The sequence below is a fragment of the Shewanella sp. SM20 genome (assembly GCF_025654545.1).
In the GTDB taxonomy this organism is placed as follows: domain Bacteria; phylum Pseudomonadota; class Gammaproteobacteria; order Enterobacterales; family Shewanellaceae; genus Shewanella; species Shewanella oncorhynchi.
The window spans coordinates 50667-67626 of sequence record NZ_JAKKRK010000015.1 but is presented as its reverse complement, the minus strand read 5'-3'; the positions used below and the strand labels follow the sequence as shown (position 1 = coordinate 67626).

General features: G+C 45.9%; 14 protein-coding genes. 5 read left to right on the top strand and 9 right to left on the bottom strand.

Annotated features, from left to right (window positions below):
* Window positions 1-6 precede the first annotated feature (6 nt).
* The 4 genes from L5M18_RS08415 (at window position 7) to L5M18_RS08400 (ending at window position 2465) form a co-directional block, all read left to right on the top strand.
* Window positions 7-324: a DUF2007 domain-containing protein gene (locus L5M18_RS08415; RefSeq protein WP_263196555.1), complete on the top strand. Its 318-nt coding sequence runs from the start codon at window positions 7-9 to the stop codon at window positions 322-324.
* Window positions 325-452: 128 nt separating this feature from the next.
* On the top strand, window positions 453-812 hold the full coding sequence (locus tag L5M18_RS08410) for a rhodanese-like domain-containing protein (protein ID WP_263196553.1): 360 nt from the start codon (window positions 453-455) through the stop codon (window positions 810-812).
* 19 nt (window positions 813-831) lie between these two features.
* The gene (locus tag L5M18_RS08405) at window positions 832-1743 is read left to right on the top strand and encodes a bifunctional precorrin-2 dehydrogenase/sirohydrochlorin ferrochelatase (RefSeq protein ID WP_263196552.1); all 912 of its coding nucleotides are present in this window, start codon (window positions 832-834) and stop codon (window positions 1741-1743) included.
* 176 nt (window positions 1744-1919) lie between these two features.
* Complete coding sequence (locus L5M18_RS08400) at window positions 1920-2465, top strand: YaeQ family protein (protein WP_028761068.1); 546 nt, start codon at window positions 1920-1922, stop codon at window positions 2463-2465.
* Between the two features lie 82 nt (window positions 2466-2547).
* On the opposite strand, the gene L5M18_RS08395 is transcribed toward L5M18_RS08400, so the two are convergent.
* Both L5M18_RS08395 and L5M18_RS23480 read right to left on the bottom strand, forming a co-directional pair.
* Window positions 2548-5004, bottom strand: coding sequence for a S8 family serine peptidase (locus L5M18_RS08395; protein ID WP_263196551.1), 2457 nt, complete (start codon window positions 5002-5004; stop codon window positions 2548-2550).
* Window positions 5005-5846: 842 nt separating this feature from the next.
* Window positions 5847-5951 carry a hypothetical protein gene (locus L5M18_RS23480; protein WP_411569018.1) on the bottom strand — a complete coding sequence of 35 codons (105 nt, stop codon included), beginning with the start codon at window positions 5949-5951 and terminating at the stop codon, window positions 5847-5849.
* 420 nt (window positions 5952-6371) lie between these two features.
* On the opposite strand from L5M18_RS23480, the gene L5M18_RS08390 reads away from it, so the two are divergent.
* Window positions 6372-8474 carry an alkyl/aryl-sulfatase gene (locus tag L5M18_RS08390; RefSeq protein ID WP_263196550.1) on the top strand — a complete coding sequence of 701 codons (2103 nt, stop codon included), beginning with the start codon at window positions 6372-6374 and terminating at the stop codon, window positions 8472-8474.
* A gap of 383 nt (window positions 8475-8857) precedes the next feature.
* Here L5M18_RS08390 and L5M18_RS08385 read toward each other — a convergent pair whose 3' ends face one another.
* The 7 genes from L5M18_RS08385 to L5M18_RS08355 form a co-directional block, all read right to left on the bottom strand.
* Entirely contained in the window at window positions 8858-9274 is a 417-nt protein-coding gene (locus L5M18_RS08385) for a rhodanese-like domain-containing protein (protein WP_198572759.1), read from the bottom strand.
* A 109-nt stretch (window positions 9275-9383) separates the two neighbouring features.
* A complete protein-coding gene (locus L5M18_RS08380) occupies window positions 9384-9596 on the bottom strand; it encodes a DUF2892 domain-containing protein (RefSeq protein WP_006082265.1) in 213 nt (70 codons plus the stop codon).
* 43 nt (window positions 9597-9639) lie between these two features.
* Window positions 9640-12882, bottom strand: coding sequence for an efflux RND transporter permease subunit (locus L5M18_RS08375; protein ID WP_263196549.1), 3243 nt, complete (start codon window positions 12880-12882; stop codon window positions 9640-9642).
* Between the two features lie 36 nt (window positions 12883-12918).
* On the bottom strand, window positions 12919-13932 hold the full coding sequence (locus L5M18_RS08370; protein ID WP_263196548.1) for an efflux RND transporter periplasmic adaptor subunit: 1014 nt from the start codon (window positions 13930-13932) through the stop codon (window positions 12919-12921).
* A 176-nt stretch (window positions 13933-14108) separates the two neighbouring features.
* On the bottom strand, window positions 14109-14825 hold the full coding sequence (locus tag L5M18_RS08365) for an SIMPL domain-containing protein (protein ID WP_113940700.1): 717 nt from the start codon (window positions 14823-14825) through the stop codon (window positions 14109-14111).
* A 144-nt stretch (window positions 14826-14969) separates the two neighbouring features.
* Window positions 14970-15356: a VOC family protein gene (locus L5M18_RS08360; RefSeq protein ID WP_173244012.1), complete on the bottom strand. Its 387-nt coding sequence runs from the start codon at window positions 15354-15356 to the stop codon at window positions 14970-14972.
* A gap of 103 nt (window positions 15357-15459) precedes the next feature.
* On the bottom strand, window positions 15460-16776 hold the full coding sequence (locus L5M18_RS08355; RefSeq protein ID WP_113940702.1) for an OmpP1/FadL family transporter: 1317 nt from the start codon (window positions 16774-16776) through the stop codon (window positions 15460-15462).
* Between the last annotated feature and the right edge of the window lie 184 nt (window positions 16777-16960).

The following is a 16960-nucleotide window of genomic DNA, read 5'->3' as shown; positions in this document are numbered from 1 at the left end:
TGTCGCATGGAAGAACGTAAAGTGTTAGTTGCTGGTGGTAATTTATTGCAGGCCCATACATGGAAAGGTTTATTGGAGGCCTGTGGCATTCATGTTGAACTCAGAGGTGAAGCGTTATTAGGCGGCATTGGTGAACTCCCTACTGGGATGCAAAACGTCGAGTTATGGGTAGGTGAGTCCCAATACGTGTCGGCACAAGTTCAATTGAATGCGTTGGATGTTGAAAGTCCGCAATGGCAGTGTGTGCAATGCCATGAGACTAATGAAGGCAGTTTTGAGCTTTGCTGGCAATGTAGCTCAGAGCGCAGCGAAAGCCATAACTAGCCTTTCACTGGCAACCTTCTCAGCTTTGCGGTGAGGCTGAAAGATTGCGTCTGCAGGATGAGAAGATTACACTTTGCTGATAAGCTGACATTCATCATGTCATTCAATATCTTATCTAGGAGTTAGTGATGCATCATCCCAATGCATTTTCCGCCCTTGTTGACGCTATTCTGCCTAATATCACCGAAGTGACAATCGAAGCTTATCAGGCCGATGATCGCTGGCACCTTGTTGATGTGCGTGAGGATCGTGAGTGGCTGCAAGATCATTTACCCCAAGCGAAACATTTAAGCCGGGGTATTTTAGAGCGTGATATCGAAGCGCGTTTCCCCGATAAAAATACACCCATATTACTCTACTGCGCGGGTGGTGCGCGTTCCGCCTTGGCTGCCCATAATCTGCAACTTATGGGTTACACCCACGTTGCCTCTATGATTGGTGGCTATAAGGGCTGGGTACAGCGTCAACTGCCAGTGGTGCAGGACTAAGCGTTCAGGATCTCTTCTAATGCAATATTTTCCCTTGTTTGTCGATACGGTTAATTTGAATGTTCTACTGGTGGGCGCGGGCGATGTGGCTAGCCGTAAGTTAGCACTGCTGACACGTACTGAAGCCAATATCCACGTGGTAGCGCCAGAGGTGAACCCTGAAGTGCAACGTTATGCAGATGCTGGCCGCATTTTGTTATCCCAGCGTGAAGTCGTCCATGCCGACATTCAAAATTATGATTTGGTGTATTTAGCTACGGCAAACGACAGTCTTAATGCAGAGTTAGCGACCTTAGCTACCGCGCGTGGTATCTGGGTTAATGCCGTTGATAATCCGGCCTTTTGCCGCTTTATCACTCCTTCTATTGTGGATAGAGGTCGTTTAGTGGTCGCGATCAGCACTGCGGGCGCTGCACCGGTATTTGCACGCACGATTCGCTCGCGTTTAGAATCTAGCCTACCGCAGTCACTCAAACCGTTATTCGATTTTGTCGCCGATAGACGCGTCGAAGTACAAGATAAACTCGATTCAACCTCGAAACGCCGCTTATTTTGGGAGCGTTTTTTCGATACCAATGGCGACCGTTTCGATAGTCGTACCACTGAGCATTACCATAATACGTTTAATAACTTAGTCTGCCGCGGCGAAATCCTTTTGTTGGATGATGCAACCTCTGTGGACTTACTGCCGCTCGCCGCCATGCCGCTATTGCAGCGCCTCGATTGTATATACAGCCAAGGTGATTTAAGCGTTGAACTCGCTGAACTTGTTCGCCGCGACGCAGATCGCGGTTTTTTACCCGCTTTCAGTGAGTTGAGTCAACAGTATGAGCTGGGTACGCGCATGCTACTGGTAGCGGATACGCAAAAAATCAGCTTGTTGAAAGCCCATTTCCCCATGGCTAAACATCTGCGACCCGGTGCGATTTAATTTCTTACCGATTCAGCCTTGGGTTCGATTTAATCTTCTGTTCGATTGCACTTTATGTTCGATTTCATGGGCGTATTCTATTGTTCGTTTGAGCTAATGCTGAGTCTCAGGTAGACTCGGCAGCCTTATTTTAGGATTTCGCTGTTTCAGGATTTCACTCTGCATTTAGGATGACTATGGCCCTCAAGGCGACCGTGTTTAAAGTCAATTTACAGATAGCCGATATGGATCGGAATTATTACCAAGACCATCAATTGACGCTTGCACAGCATCCTTCCGAAACCGATGGCCGCATGATGGTGCGTTTACTCGCGTTTATTGTGAATGCCAGCGAAACCTTAAGTTTTAGTAAAGGTCTGTGCGTCGATGACGAGCCAGAGCTATGGGACAAAACCCTATCCGGTGAAATTGAGCTGTGGGTTGAGTTTGGTCAGGCCGATGAAAAATGGCTGCGAAAGGCCAGCGGCCGTGCCAAAGTCGTGCAGCTCTTTACCTATGGTGGTCGCAGTGTACCGATTTGGTGGAAACAGAATCAGCAGGCATTAGAGCGTTATCAGAATTTAAAAGTGTGGAATATTGCCGAAGAGTCCGTCACGGCGATGGAAGCCTTTGTTGGGCGTAATATGGCATTGCAAGTTTCGATTAGTGAAGGCCAAATTTGGTTATCGGATAATGAAACCAGCGTGTTGATTGAGCCTGAAATTCTCAAAGATATTGAATAACATGTTTTGTAAAAAAGAGCCTGCAATTGCAGGCTCTTTCCGTTTATCACTTTTAAGTATCAGTAAGAGTATCGATTTTGATTTATTTGAAGCTCAGTTCCCAGCTATCGATATAGCCAGCATCACCACGGCCACTGTCTACGGCTTTTAACTTCCATACGCCGTTCGAATTCGCACCTGTCATATCTGCGGTATAGCTCTTGTTGATATTGTCTGCACCAAGACCGGTGTTGTTATGCAGGGTAACCGTTTTTCCTGAAGGGCTGATCAGCTGCACTTTTAAGTCACCAATGTAAGGGTGGACTATGTTCACGACTGCAGTCACAGTACCTGAATCACCTGTGCGAGTAACCGTGATTGGGCTAGTGATCCCCGCCGCTTTGTTATCAGGAATATTATAGTTATCAGTATTGGTATAGCTCGTTGGCGTACCGCCGCCATTAGACGCTGTGTAGCTCGCCGTTAACGACACACCAGTGAAAGCCGAATCGCCTTTCACCATGGCATAGTAAGTGCCTGATTGTACGTTGGTGATTGGACAAGACTCACTATTGCCACTTTTATACGGACGGCAATCGTAATTAGTGGTGGTTGGCGCCGCGCCATATTGCACATACAAGTCTGCATCACCTGTGCCACCGTTCATCACAAAGCCTAGGTTAGTTGCACCTGCTGGAACTTCAAATGAAAAATGTAATTCTTCACCTGTTGCGCCTGCTAAACCTGTTTTCGCCACACCGTTCACCAGAACACTATCGCCCGGTTCGGTTGGATCGACAGGACCCGTTGGACCAGTACAAGATGCGTCTAGGAAGGCTTTTGCTGCAACTGCATTAACTAAACCATAGCCATAGTAGTTGTCACGACCCGCAGTACCAAGATCTTCGGCGGTCATTTTCAATGCGTTACGGACTTGCGCCGCACTACACTCTGGGTGGTAGCTCCACACTAAGGTCGCAACACCTGACACATGCGGTGTCGCCATAGATGTACCATTGTAGTACTCGTAATCTTTATTGCCTTGGTTGCTGACTGTGACTGTCGCGCCCAGTTGATTGCGCAATGCTAAGCCTGTTGCACGATCAACAGATACAGAAACCATATTGATTTCGTTGTTAGCATCGACAAGGAAGGGGTTTTGTAAGCCGGGTAATACCGCGTTACTGTAAACAATCGTCGCACTGGCACCTGCATTCTTACAGGCTTTAGCTGCGTTAATTTCAGGGTAGCTAGTGCCTTGATTACCAACACGTTCCACTAAACAAATCTTATTGGTCATGTTGCCGCAGTTGAAGCTTGTGCCGCTAACGGTACATTCTGCCAAAGTTGCAGTGCTGGTACCGTTAAATGGTGCGGGGACATAGCTGCCACCAGAGGATATCAGGCGATTGTGCGGCACGACACCTGAGTCAAAGTAAGACTGACTGCCGATAGTGATATCGGCTAAACGGCCTTCGCCACGGGTAACAGTCGATAGAACGGCTTCACCAGGGCCTGATATTTCCACTTGGTTAGTGTATTGGGAGAATGCTGAGTGGTCTTTATGGTTATCCACCGAGGCGACAGACATGACGCCATCGTAGGATGCTGGATAGCTGTGAGTGCTATTCCCCGCGTTACCCGCAGCAGCAATCAGGAGAACACCATTATTATAGTGGGCGGCCAGAGCGTTACGCTCAGTGGTACTAGAACCTGAACCACCTAAACTCATAGTGACAACATTGGCGCCGTTGGTGACACAAGTGTCTACGGCAGCGACTAAGGATGAAGAGTAGCCCCAGCCAGATTCATTAAACACTTTGATCACATGAATATTGGCATTTTGATTTGGCATAACGCCGATCACGCCATCATTGTTGGCAATCGCCGCAATCGTCCCCGCAACGTGGGTACCGTGGGCGTTATTATTGCCCGGCTCAAACCAGTTACCTGTGCCTGAGTTATTGGTCCCTGTGACATTGTTGCCACCTAAGTCGCTGTGACTACGGTCGTAGCCTGAGTCGATAATACAAATAGTGCGGTTGCCCGCTTGGCTGTCGCTTAGCTGGGTTGCTCCCACAAAAGTTTGGCCCCAAGGCGTACTTTCACTTAGAAAGCGGCGTGGCATATCTTCTTCGACATATTCCACATCAGCACGGGTTTTTAAGGCATTGATCCCTTTGGCATCGAGTTTCACCGAGTAACTGTTACTGCGGCCGATACGCTTCATTTCCTTCGCTTGTACTTTATTTAATGCGGTATGTTGGGCACTGATTTCAGCCATTTGTGGCTGATAATTCATTGTGGTTGGTAGCGTATCTGTTGTCGCGTCATTGAGTGACTGCAGATCACTCGTTGATTGCACACTATTGGCTGACATGATGGCCGCAGCATCAGTGTTTTTAAACTTCACAATGTAACGCTTTGGCAGTGGGGAGGTTTGTGCTTGTAATGCTGCGGCAAAACCTGGGGCTTGTGGTGCTGCTTGTACACCGGCTGAGATCGCAATAGCTAAGCTTGAAAGGCTTAACGCTATTTTAGTGGTTCTGTTGATTGTCATGTTCTTCTTCCATGGTCAATTTAGTGTTAATCATTATTATTTTATGTTTCATAAGAATAACTACGACTCAGATGCTACTCGGTTAGTGAATTTATCTGCGACCAAAGCATTTGTAAATCAATTGTTAACGGTATGGCGGTTGGTAAGTGATTAGATTTAATAGGCATTTATAGTGCATATAAATTCAAGTTGTAACGAGTTGTAACCAAATTTTATTAAAATATTTGTTTTTTTATGTGATAAACGTGAATAAGTGAATACGAATTTACGACTTCATATGAGGGCTTTTGATTGATTTTACCGTTATCAATGCATTGAAATTTATATATATATTTTTTTGTGATTAAAAATAACAAAAACAAACTTTAAGTTTTCATCATAATGAGAAGATTTTCTCAAGTGATTGATTATGCGAAATTGTTGCAAAAGGCTGTCAATAGGGTGGCAGTTGCCAATTGATTGACGACGGCTAATATCTCGGTCAGTTTGAAATAACTGGATTGCAACGTTGTACTTTAAAGTACGTTGGTAACACGTTTAGCTATTTGGGCTTTATGTACCGTGTTATTAAGTATTTTTGAATATCAATATTTTGCATAGGTAATCTTAGGTATTTTGAGATCCACAATCTTCCGTTATAGCACTGCTCCATTATCTGTTTGTCATGGCTAACAAGTTCATTTAACCGTTATAAGACTTCTGAAAGTGATAAAAAGGTGAATAAATATCGCTGCTTAGTGGCATAGCAAAAAAATTAAATTTCCAAGCTTATGATACAGATGATTCCGTAACAAATAGATTAATGTGTTGAGCACAACTTTTTGCGTATTGAGAGCCATATTTTATTTATGGATAAGGAAGGTTAAGTATTGTGTGACCACTTCAGTTTCCATCGTTTCAGGATGATACTCGTGGTGAACGTTAATAATTTTTTTGATCCAATGCAGGTAGTTTTTTCAGTTCTAATCTCTAATCCTGCATACGCATTTATTCTTGAATTAGGTGTAGAAACGGGTTTTTTATATTCATGATATCCGATTTTTATACTGTTTATTTGCACTAAATTAATGACTTTGATCAAGTTTCAAAGGAAAAAATAAAAATATTTGTGCACCTGTGCCATCCTTACATTCGATTAACATTTTTGACATGACTTATGTTTTACAGCTCGACATAATAGGTTTGGAACCCGCACATGCGCGTTTTGTCGAATGTTATATTTTAGGAAGCTGATAACTAATATGTAGTTAAAAATACGCATTTTTACTGGCCTTAAAGACTGTATAGGTCTTATGAGATAAACGCGTATGAGTACTTTACAAGATGTCTGCTTGCTATTTTACTCTTCAAACTTGAAAGGAAATCATATGCGACATAAAAATGTGTTTAGCCTGTTTTTGGTCGGAACGCTCTTGATCTGCGGTGACACTTTAGCAGCAGGTGGCGGTGGCGTGCTGGTAGACCCTGGTGCCATGGAAGGTAAGCATTTCGATCCCAAAGGTAAAATGCCGTCGACGTTTACGGTCGAACTGCAGAATGGCCTGCGCAAGAGCCTGCCTTTTGAAGATAAGCGTGATTTCGAGGAGGCCAAGAAGGGTTTCATTGTCGCGCCATCCTATAAGCAAATTATGGCCGAGGCTGGCAACGTGGCTTGGGATATGGGTAGTTACGAATACCTACTGCAGGGCAAGGATTTTGATAGCATCCACCCTTCGTTGCAACGCCAGGCCATCTTGAACATGGCTTATGGCCTTTATGAGGTGGTTCCGGGCAAGATTTATCAGGTCCGTGGTTTCGATCTTGCCAACATCAGTTTTATCAAGGGCGATACGGGTTGGATCGTGTTTGATCCGCTGACTGCGAAGGAAACTGCCGCAGCAGCATTGAAGCTAATCAACGAAAAACTCGGTCCTCGGCCAGTCGTCGCGGTGATCTATTCGCACTCTCATCTGGACCATTACGGTGGTGTACGCGGTGTAATTGACGAGGCCGATGTCAAGAGTGGCAAGGTGCAAGTCATCGCGCCGAGTGGCTTTATGGAACATGCTGTTTCCGAGAACGTTTACGCAGGCAATGCAATGATCCGCCGTTCATTCTTTCAATACGGTGTGCTACTTCCACGTAGCCCGTTTGGTCATGTTGATCAATCAATTGGGAAAAATACCGCTTCGGGGAATACAGGTCTAATTCAACCGTCACGCTATATAGAAAAAGACTTCGAGACGCTGACTGTTGATGGTGTCATTATGGAGTTCCAAAGCACTCCTGGCACCGAAGCGCCTGCTGAAATGAATACTTGGTTCCCGCAGCTAAAAGCGTTTTGGGCCGCAGAGAACATCACCGGTACCATACACAACATTTACACCCTGCGTGGCGCATTAGTGCGTGATGCACTGGCTTGGTCCAAGCACATCAATGTGGCACTGTATCGTTACGGTATTGAGGCCGAATACATGTTCGCTGCACATAGTTGGCCACGTTGGGGTAACGGACGCATACAGGAAATAATGCGCACCCAGCGTGATGCTTATGGTCACCTTAACAACAACGTACTGCACCATGCGAACAAAGGTGTGACGATAAACGAAATCCACAACGTCTATAAACAACCTAAGAGCCTGCAAGAACAGTGGGCGGCCCATAGCTACCACGGTTCTATCGAGCATAACAGCCGTGCTGTGATGAACAGATACCTTGGTTACTGGGATGCAAACCCGGCGACTCTGATGCCGCTTTCACCCAGAGAATCAGCACCGCTTTATGTCGAGATGATGGGTGGCGCTAAGAAGATAATGACTAAGGGTAAGCAACTGCAGGATCAGGGCAAGTATTTCGAAGCTGTTGAGATCCTCAATAAATTAGTCTATGCCGAACCTGAGAATGTTTCTGCCAAAGACTTGTTGGCAGATGTCTATGAGCAGATAGGCTATCAGAAGGAAAGCCCGAGCGTGCGTAACAGCTTCCTGGCTGCAGCCTATGAACTGCGCCATGGTCTGCCAAGTGGTGTACCACCCAAATCTAGCGGTCCGGATACCATTCGCGGTATGACCACCGAGCTTTGGTTGAATTTTATGGGTATCAGCATGGATAGCACCAAAGTGGAGGGAGTCAAGGCTGTCATTAATCTGATCACGCCTGATAATGGTGAGATGTTTATCGTTGAGCTAAGCAATTCAACACTGACGAACATCAAGGGACAGTTGGCTAAGAATCCGGATCTGACTATTAGAGTCAACCGTGTAGACCTAGAAACCGTTATGGGGGGGAAAGCAACATTTGACCAGTTGATTAAGGAAGGTAAAGCTAAGCTTGAAGGTGACCGCAAGCCGTTTGATTTGCTGCGGAGTTCTTTGGTTAGATTTACTCCTAGTTTTGAACTATTGCCAGGTACCAAGGCCGTTAAACCTCATCAAGATCTTGTTAAAGACCCGTTTGAAGTTCAAGAGCCCGGTAATACTTCGGGGGGCTAATGCGTCTTTTCTCTCATCCTTTTGCAAGAATGTAGAGCGTTGAGGTTCACTTCCCCTGCTTACAATAGGTTGCAGCGGTGTCAATACGCCAGTGCTGCAACCTTAAGGTGATTTATTTTTGTGCCAACTGCAGGTTAACGACATCTTTTTGTGTTTTTAAATCTGCCACTCATTTTTAGGATGGATTATGTGTCTCTTCAAAAATGATTGTGGGTAGGTGCTTACTTATTTACCTCTGCTTAATTTCGATATTCTATTTAGACAATAAAAAAGCGCCCTAGGGCGCTTTTAGTCGTTAAACCTTGAATGACTTGAGTTAGGTGACAGTATTTGAGTGATTTATCCTTACTTCCCCACACTAGAGCCAATTCGATGGTAGTAAATTACTTAGCGGGTGTTTTTTGCGCCTCAACTAAGGTGGAGTAACCGCCACCATTATAGGTTTGGGTGTATCCGGCAGCGACTAAGGCTTCGGTCGCAATACTGCTACGACGACCGCTACGGCAATACAAGACGACGGGAGCATCTTTGGCGATGCCACGCTTAGCAAACTCCTCTGTCACTTGCTCAAAGGGAATATTGACCGCATTCGCTAAATGACCTTCGGCAAATTCTTCAGGCGTTCTAACATCGAGCACCATAGCGCCTGCGGCAATTTTATCCCATGCGATTGCAGGATCTTGGTCGGCGGCGCTGGCTATCATGGGCATTAGCAGCAGTGGCATGAGTACCAGTGATTGCAAGCTTAATAGGGCTAAGCGCATTAGGCTTTGGCCACGGGTTACGAGGTTGTGGGTCACTTTATCTCTCCTTGATGGCTTTTTGGCACGCTTGTATTAGGCCAAGCGTGTACTTGCTCACCTAACTCTTATCTCTTATTTTAACTCTTAAGCAGTGACTGTATGTGGCTTAGCTTTGTTTAGCAATTTCAGCCTCTGATTTTACACCCAATTTGCGTAAAACCATGGCGGCAGGACAAAAACCGGTAAAAGCACTTTGGAATAGGTTAGCGCCAACAAATGCGGTTAACCACAGAAAGTTGTGGTGCACATAGGCGGTTAACACCAGTGACAGTAACACCATAAATCCGGCAAAAGCCATAATACTGCGTTCTAATGACATACCTTACTCCTTGAAGCCATCTTGGTGATGGCCTTTGTTGTGGTTAATTTTGTGTTTGTATCTGAACAGTATTCATACGGTTTTTCATGGCCGTGTAGTACAGCACAGGGATGACAACTAAGGTCAGTATGGTCGAGATAAAAATACCAAAGATCAGACTGATCGCTAAGCCATTGAAAATCGGATCATCAAGAATAAACAATGCCCCTATCATGGCTGCAAATGCAGTCAGCATGATAGGTTTAGCTCGCACGGCGCCAGAGTGGATCACTGCCCGCTCAAAGGGCACGCCGGATGCGGTTTCTTGATTAATAAAATCGACCAATAATATCGAGTTACGCACAATAATCCCCGCCAGCGCTATCATGCCTATCATGGACGTCGCGGTGAATTGTGCTCCGAGCAGGGCATGTCCAGGCATTACGCCAATCACAGTCAGTGGAATTGGCGCCATGATGATAAGCGGCACCAGATACGATCTAAACTGCGCGACCACCAAGAGATAAATGGCGATCATGCCGACCGCATAGGCGATGCCCATGTCTCTAAAGGTTTCGTAGGTGATTTTCCACTCGCCATCCCACAACACGGCGACCGAGTCTAGCCCTGTGGGTTGGTGAATATAATGCTGATCAAACCCTAAGCCATCGGCGTCATCAATTTTGCCCGCCATGTCGAACATGCCGTAGAGTGGGCTGTCCAGTGGCCCCGACATATCGGCGACGACCATGATCATAGGGATCATATTCTTATGGATAATTGGTGCATCGATTTTGCCGCGTTTGATGGTCACCAGCTCAGAGACAGGCACAGATTGCCCCGTTTGGCTCAGTAACTTCATATTCAGTACTTGCTCTAAATCGACTTTCGCGCCTTCGTTTAATTGCAGGCGGATCGGTATCGGTTGTTTTTGCTGGGCTTGATGTAAATAGCTCACATCTTTGCCGCCAACTGAGGTGGCAATCAAGTCGACAATATTGCTGTAGGGCACGGCCATCAGGCTGGCTTTACTGCGGTCGATCATCACTTGCCATTTTTGCTGGGCGGCGGGCAAGAAAATATCGATATCGACCACGTCTTTGGTTTCATGGAACAGCGCCTGCATCTCATATGCGGCTTGCTCGCGGATAGCGGGACTTGGGCCATACACTTCTGCAACCAGCGGCGACCACACTGGCGGCCCTGGTGGAACTTCAACCACTTTGATATTGGCTTGATATTGCTCGCCAATTTGCTGCAGTTCGTCTCGCACCGATACCGCTATGCTGTGGCTGTCGCGATTGCGGTGTTTCTTATCCACTAGGTTCACTTGGATGTCGCCAAGCTCTTGGCTGTGACGCAGGAAATAGTGGCGCACTAAGCCGTTAAAGTTCATTGGCGCGTTAGTGCCCGCATACAATTGCAGATGCTCGACCTCAGGGACGGTTGTTAGGTAGCGACTCAAATCCTGTAATACTCTTTGTGTTTGCTCTACGGGAGTGCCTTCTGGCATGTCCACCATCACTTGAAACTCGGACTTATTATCGAAGGGCAGCATTTTCAGTACCACGAGCTGACCCACGGGGAGCGCGACAGCGATACCGATCAACACAAATACGCCGGCAGACAGTCCTATTCTTGCCTTACGGGCATTTTTACCCAGCAGGAAAGGACCAATTAAGTGAGTAAAGAGGCGCACCATCTTAGTTTCAGCTTCATCCTCGTGCGAGGCTTGGGCAGTATCGTGTTGGTCATTATGTTTCAGCAGTTTACGACTGAGCCAAGGAGTGACCACAAATGCCACAACGAGGGAAATTAACATGCCCATACTGGCGTTGATGGGGATTGGGCTCATGTAAGGCCCCATTAAGCCCGATACAAAAGCCATCGGCAGCAAGGCTGCTATAACTGTAAATGTCGCCAGAATCGTCGGGCCACCGACTTCATCGACCGCCACAGGAATAAGCTCACTAAAGGACTTTTTGCCGAGCGCCATATGCCGGTGGATGTTTTCTACTACGACTATGGCATCGTCGACCAAGATACCGATGGAGAAAATCAAGGCGAACAAGGACACGCGGTTTAAGGTAAATCCCCACGCCCAAGAGGCGAAAAGGGTGATCGCCAGCGTGATAATAATGGCCACACCTACGACTAAGGATTCGCGTGCGCCCATGGTTAAAAAGACCAGTACGACTACGGCGCTGGTGGCAAAAATCAGTTTTAAAATAAGGGTGTTAGATTTATCCGCCGCGGTTTCGCCATAGTTACGTGACACTGTGACTTCGACATTTGCCGGGATCAACACATTGTCGACCTTAGCAATCCGCTCAATCACACTGTCGGCGATGTCGACGGCATTTTGGCCTGCTTGTTTACCAATTGCGATTGTGACGGCGGGATAAATGTCGGTTTTATCTGCGTGCCAAACGCTCTGTTTCGGGATATCACTTTTTAAGCTGATTTCGGCAATATCCGCTAAATAAATCGGAATAGTTTTGCCTTGTTTATCTTGATAGACACTGACGACTAATTGCTTGAGATCGTCGATGGATTGTAAAAACTGCCCAGCCTGAACTTTAATCTCTTGATTGCCTTGCACTAAGGATACAGGCATAGAGACCATATTATTGTCATTCAGACTTTGTCTTAACTTATCGTAGGTCAGATTAAAGCTGTTCATCTTGGCGGGATCGATACGTATGTTGGCCACCATATCGTGCTGGCCAACGGTATCGATTTCGCGAGTGCCGGGAATACGCTTAATTTCGGTTTCTAACCCAAGGGCGACATGGGTTAGCTGCTCAGCAGACACTTGCCTGTCCTTAGACCACAAGGTCAAACTGGCAATGGGCACATCATCGATGCCGCGGGGTTTAATTAGCGGATCGCCCACGCCAGCGCCCCTTGGCAATTTATCCATATTGGAATAAATCTGGTTGTATAGGCTGACGATGGCATCATTGCGCGCAACGCCGACCTTAAAGATGACGATGATCAGCGCGCCATCGGGTTGGGAGAACGAGTACAGAGTATCTATGCCTTTGATTTCGGAGATCACTTGTTCCGCTGGCAGGGTGACTAAGTTTTCAACTTCCGTGGGTGTCGCGCCGGGAAAAGGGATAAACACATCGGCAAAGGTGACATCAATTTGTGGCTCTTCTTCTTTTGGTGTCACCAAAATGGCGAATAAGCCAAGTAAGAGCCCGAGAAGTGCTAATAGTGGCGTGATGGCGCTATTTTGAAAGGCAGCGGCAATTCGTCCGGAAATCCCAAGTGTGGTTTGTGGTACTGGAGCATGTTTCATAAAACAACCTCGACAAAGCTTAAGTCGCTAGGGAATTTATTGCTTCTTGCTGAGCAACACTTGGTAGGCATCAACGGCCACCTTGTCACCCGACTTAAGGCCCGCAAGCACTTCTACCTCGCCATCTAAGGGCTCAGTGACACGGACTTGGGTCAGCACAAAGGCTTCGCCTTGTTTAAGGTAAACACTGCTCAGTTCGTTCATTGTGAGCAGTGTAGAGGTGGGCAGTTGGATTTTTTCCCGATCGCCATTTTTAAAGGAAGCTTTTGCCCAAGTACCGGGTTGAAGATTGGCTTCATTTTCTGGCAGATTAATTCGCACTTGATAACTGTGGCTGACGGGATCGGCGAAACTAAAAATCGTGAGGTCAGTTGAGGTGAACTCGCGCCCATCACTTAAACGGACGAGAAATTCGGGGGAATTTTTAAGTTGGTTAATGTAACGCTGTGGCACTTGGGTAATGGCGCGCATTTGACTCGCGGAAAACCCTGAAAGTAGTGCTTGTCCTGGGCTTACGGTTTCGCCAAGTTCGACAAAACGCTCAGTGACTATGCCACTAAAAGGCGCTGAAACGACAGTGTATTTTAAGGATTCGTTGGCTTTGATGACACGGGCTTGTGCTGCACTGACGGCTTGTTCTGTTGCTTTAGCATTGGCGGTGGCTTCATCCATCGCGCCCTTAGAAATCGCGCCTTGGGGAAATAGCTCTTTATAACGTTTGTATTGTGCCTGAGCTTCGACATTTAAAGCCTTCGCTTTGGCTAGATCAGCCTCAAAGCTTGCCAGTTCAGCGCCTTGCTCTTTACTGGTAATTTCCAGTAGGGCGGCTCCTTCGGGGACGACATCGTTAACATCGTAGTTGAGTTTGACAATACGACCAGAGGTTTGCGCCGATACCGTCGCTGCTTTTATTGCTTCAATGGTGGCGTCTAAGGTGACCCAATTCGGATAGGGTTTATTTAGGACTTCGATGGTTTCGACTGAGGCAGCCTGAGCTTGAGTACTGGAAAGTGCCAGCAGTAAGAAAAAAGCACGAGAAATTGATGTCATAACTTATATCACCCCAGATGTAATTTATGAGAAAATTCTAATGGAGTTATTTTCAATAGGCAATCAATATTTATTAGAAAAATTTAATGTAGTGTTTTTACCTAATTTAGGAATAAGGAATAAGGCCTATAGCGCCTTATTCCTCGTGCTTCAGAGTTTCAAATTAAACCTAAAATTTAGTCATTTAAATAATAGGTTAGTGTGGAAACGATGCGAATTTGTTTAATGTAAGGTGTGCTGCTATCGCGGTCTGAAATGGTGAACTGGCCTTGACTCGCACTTTTAATTTTTCCGAGGCGAGAATCCGAATCTTTAGCAAACTTTTCAGCCACTTCGCGGGCATTTTGAGTCGCTTCTTGCACCATGACAGGTTTGACTGAGTTGAGATCGGTAAACAGAAACTCAGTGCGATTATCATAATCTTGGCTGGCGATCGCTATACCTTCTTTTACTAAGTTAATCATTTGCTTACGGGTGTTCAGCATAAGATCAATCTGTGGGGTATAAACCGATAGGTTCACTTTTGCTGAGTAACGGTATCTGACGTTGGGATCGACATAACCTTGGGCTTGGCGATCTTCAATTGAGGGCAAAGAGACAGTAATTTCGCTGTCGCTAAAGCCTTGTTCCTTTAAAAACGCCACAACACGATCGGTTTTTTGCTGTACCGTCTCGTAGAGTTTAGGCAGATTGTTATCGACCTCAGTGAAATTGATTGGCCAAATTGCCACATTGGCTTTGACTTCTTTTTCCGCTAAGCCCTTTACCGTGACAGTGCGTTCCATGGCTTTCATTTGCAATAGTGCTGAGCTTGCTGTCTGGCCTACATAAACAAGCCCCGCGCAAAGGAAACCACCTAACAGTAGGGCAGGAAGGATGTTACTTTTTTCCATAAAAAGAATCTCTTGATTAGATGAACTCAGTCTACGATACCGAATAAACCTCAGTCATGCACTGGGTTTATTCGGAATAGATGCCGCTTAAGGCAGGGGAGATTATGTTGAGATATGAGTTTTGAAAGATCTGTTTAAAGCATTTTATTTTTCAGGAGGGATGGCGCTTGGCTGCCATAATTCGACTTTATTGCCGTCAGGGTCAATAAACCAGCCAAAGCGGCCAAATTCTGAATCTTCAATACCACCAATCGGTTGACCGCCACCTTGCTCTACTTGTAGGAGTGCTTGCTCTAAATCGTCAACGACAAAGTTGAACATAAACCCTTTATCTGAGGGGGCGAAATAGTCCGTGCTATGGGCGAAAGGGGTCCAAACATGGTAGCCAAGCGTTGATTTATCTGTGTGATAAAACGCGGCGCCGCCCCAGTTTTCAATGGGGACTTGAAGATGGGTTTTGTACCAAGTTGCCAAGGCAACGGGATCGACACTTTTAAAGAAAATTCCACCGAGTCCAATGACTTTAGCCATAGCCGTAGCTGCATTTACAGGAGTATGAATTAACTTTAGGCAATAAATGCTTAAGATACAAAAAAGCCGCAAAAAATGCGGCTTTTGGTGTTAGGAATTTATCTTAGAACTGGTAGCTGTATTGAACTGAGTAGTACATACCACTCGATTCAGTAATCGCATTAACAGGGCCTGCGATTGCGCTGTTTTCGATCAGGTGAACTTCTTCACCTTTAATATAAGCGATACCAAAGTCAACCGTGTTTTGTGGGTTGATGTGGTAGCTCATACCCGCTGTATACCAGTTACGGTCAGAGTCTGGGAATGAAATTGAGCTAATTTCGTCCACAACGCCTTGGTCATGCATATAACCTGCACGTACAGTAAATTGCTCATTGATAGTATAAGTACCACCTAGGCTGAATAACCATGAATCTTTCCATTGGTATTCTTTCAGCGCAACGTCGCCAGCTTGCAGTTGAGTACCTGCACCCGCTTGACCAGGAATAATAGTGGCTACGCCATCTTTAGCCGTGATTTGTTCAAAGTTGCTCCACTGGGTGTACTGCGCAGTGTAGTGCACTGCAAACTTAGGTGTGAGCTGATGGAAACCAGCAACTTGGAAAATATCCGCAAGGGGTACGTCTAAGCTGTCAAAGCTTGTCGCTAGTGCTGTTTTTGAACCTAAACCAACGGCAGATAGATCTTTAGTGCTGATTGTGTTGATATCACCTTTAACATTCACTGTTGGGCTGAAGCGGTAACTGATACCGAAACGGTTATCTTTATCTAATTCAATCGTGGCACCCACAATACCACCAAACGCCCAGCCGTCAGCATCGACGTCAACCAGAGGTGTCGCGCCCGCATTACGGGTTAAACGACCTTCACCGTAAATGGCATCAATACCAGCACCGATACTGAACATGTCATTAATACGGTATGAAAGGCTGGTGTTAAAGTTAACCGTTGTTACTTCTGTTTCGCCAAGCAGATCATAAGGTGCTGGTGAGCCTGCTGGCAAACTCTTTGAAAGTGAGCTGGCATCGGTACCGGTACCAAAGTTAGAGAAAGCGGCAAAACCTACGGCGAACTTATCGTCGATGGGGTGGATGTAGAAAATATTAGGGATAATTTTAGAGCTACCCGCGTCATCGATGCTGCCTAAGTCAACGGCACCACCGGCAAAGTTAACGTCTTTAACATCAACAGTAATATCGGCATAAGTTAAGCCGAAGGAGATCGCATCTTTATCGAATAATGCCATAGCAGCAGGGTTACGTGATAACACAGAAGCGTTATCGGCAATAACCGCATCACCGGAGAATGCACGGCCCATACCAGTTGCTGATTGGCTGTTTAGTTGAAAACCTGAAGCTAAGGTTTGTGTGCTTGCTAATGCGACAGAAACGGCAATGAGTGTCTTGTTGAATGTTTTCATTATTATTCTCTCTATTTTTTATAAGTATTGGATTTTTATTCGGTCTTAGTCCGCCGAAAGTATTTAAATCCATTTATTAGTCTCCGGCATCTTATGGATTCAATGTACCCTCAACAAGTCCGACCAGAAGTGAAATATGTTAATTTTCAGTTAATTAAAAGTCTTTAAAACAAGAGTGATACTT

Coding starts and splice junctions, on each gene's coding strand:
- L5M18_RS08355 (WP_113940702.1), bottom strand. CDS start 16,776: ATGAAAACATTCAACAAGACACTCATTGCCGTTTCTGTCGCATTAGCA.
- L5M18_RS08400 (WP_028761068.1), top strand. CDS start 1,920: ATGGCCCTCAAGGCGACCGTGTTTAAAGTCAATTTACAGATAGCCGAT.
- L5M18_RS08375 (WP_263196549.1), bottom strand. CDS start 12,882: ATGAAACATGCTCCAGTACCACAAACCACACTTGGGATTTCCGGACGA.
- L5M18_RS08365 (WP_113940700.1), bottom strand. CDS start 14,825: ATGGAAAAAAGTAACATCCTTCCTGCCCTACTGTTAGGTGGTTTCCTT.
- L5M18_RS08380 (WP_006082265.1), bottom strand. CDS start 9,596: ATGTCATTAGAACGCAGTATTATGGCTTTTGCCGGATTTATGGTGTTA.
- L5M18_RS08360 (WP_173244012.1), bottom strand. CDS start 15,356: ATGGCTAAAGTCATTGGACTCGGTGGAATTTTCTTTAAAAGTGTCGAT.
- L5M18_RS08410 (WP_263196553.1), top strand. CDS start 453: ATGCATCATCCCAATGCATTTTCCGCCCTTGTTGACGCTATTCTGCCT.
- L5M18_RS08370 (WP_263196548.1), bottom strand. CDS start 13,932: ATGACATCAATTTCTCGTGCTTTTTTCTTACTGCTGGCACTTTCCAGT.
- L5M18_RS08405 (WP_263196552.1), top strand. CDS start 832: ATGCAATATTTTCCCTTGTTTGTCGATACGGTTAATTTGAATGTTCTA.
- L5M18_RS08390 (WP_263196550.1), top strand. CDS start 6,372: ATGCGACATAAAAATGTGTTTAGCCTGTTTTTGGTCGGAACGCTCTTG.
- L5M18_RS08395 (WP_263196551.1), bottom strand. CDS start 5,004: ATGACAATCAACAGAACCACTAAAATAGCGTTAAGCCTTTCAAGCTTA.
- L5M18_RS08415 (WP_263196555.1), top strand. CDS start 7: ATGGAAGAACGTAAAGTGTTAGTTGCTGGTGGTAATTTATTGCAGGCC.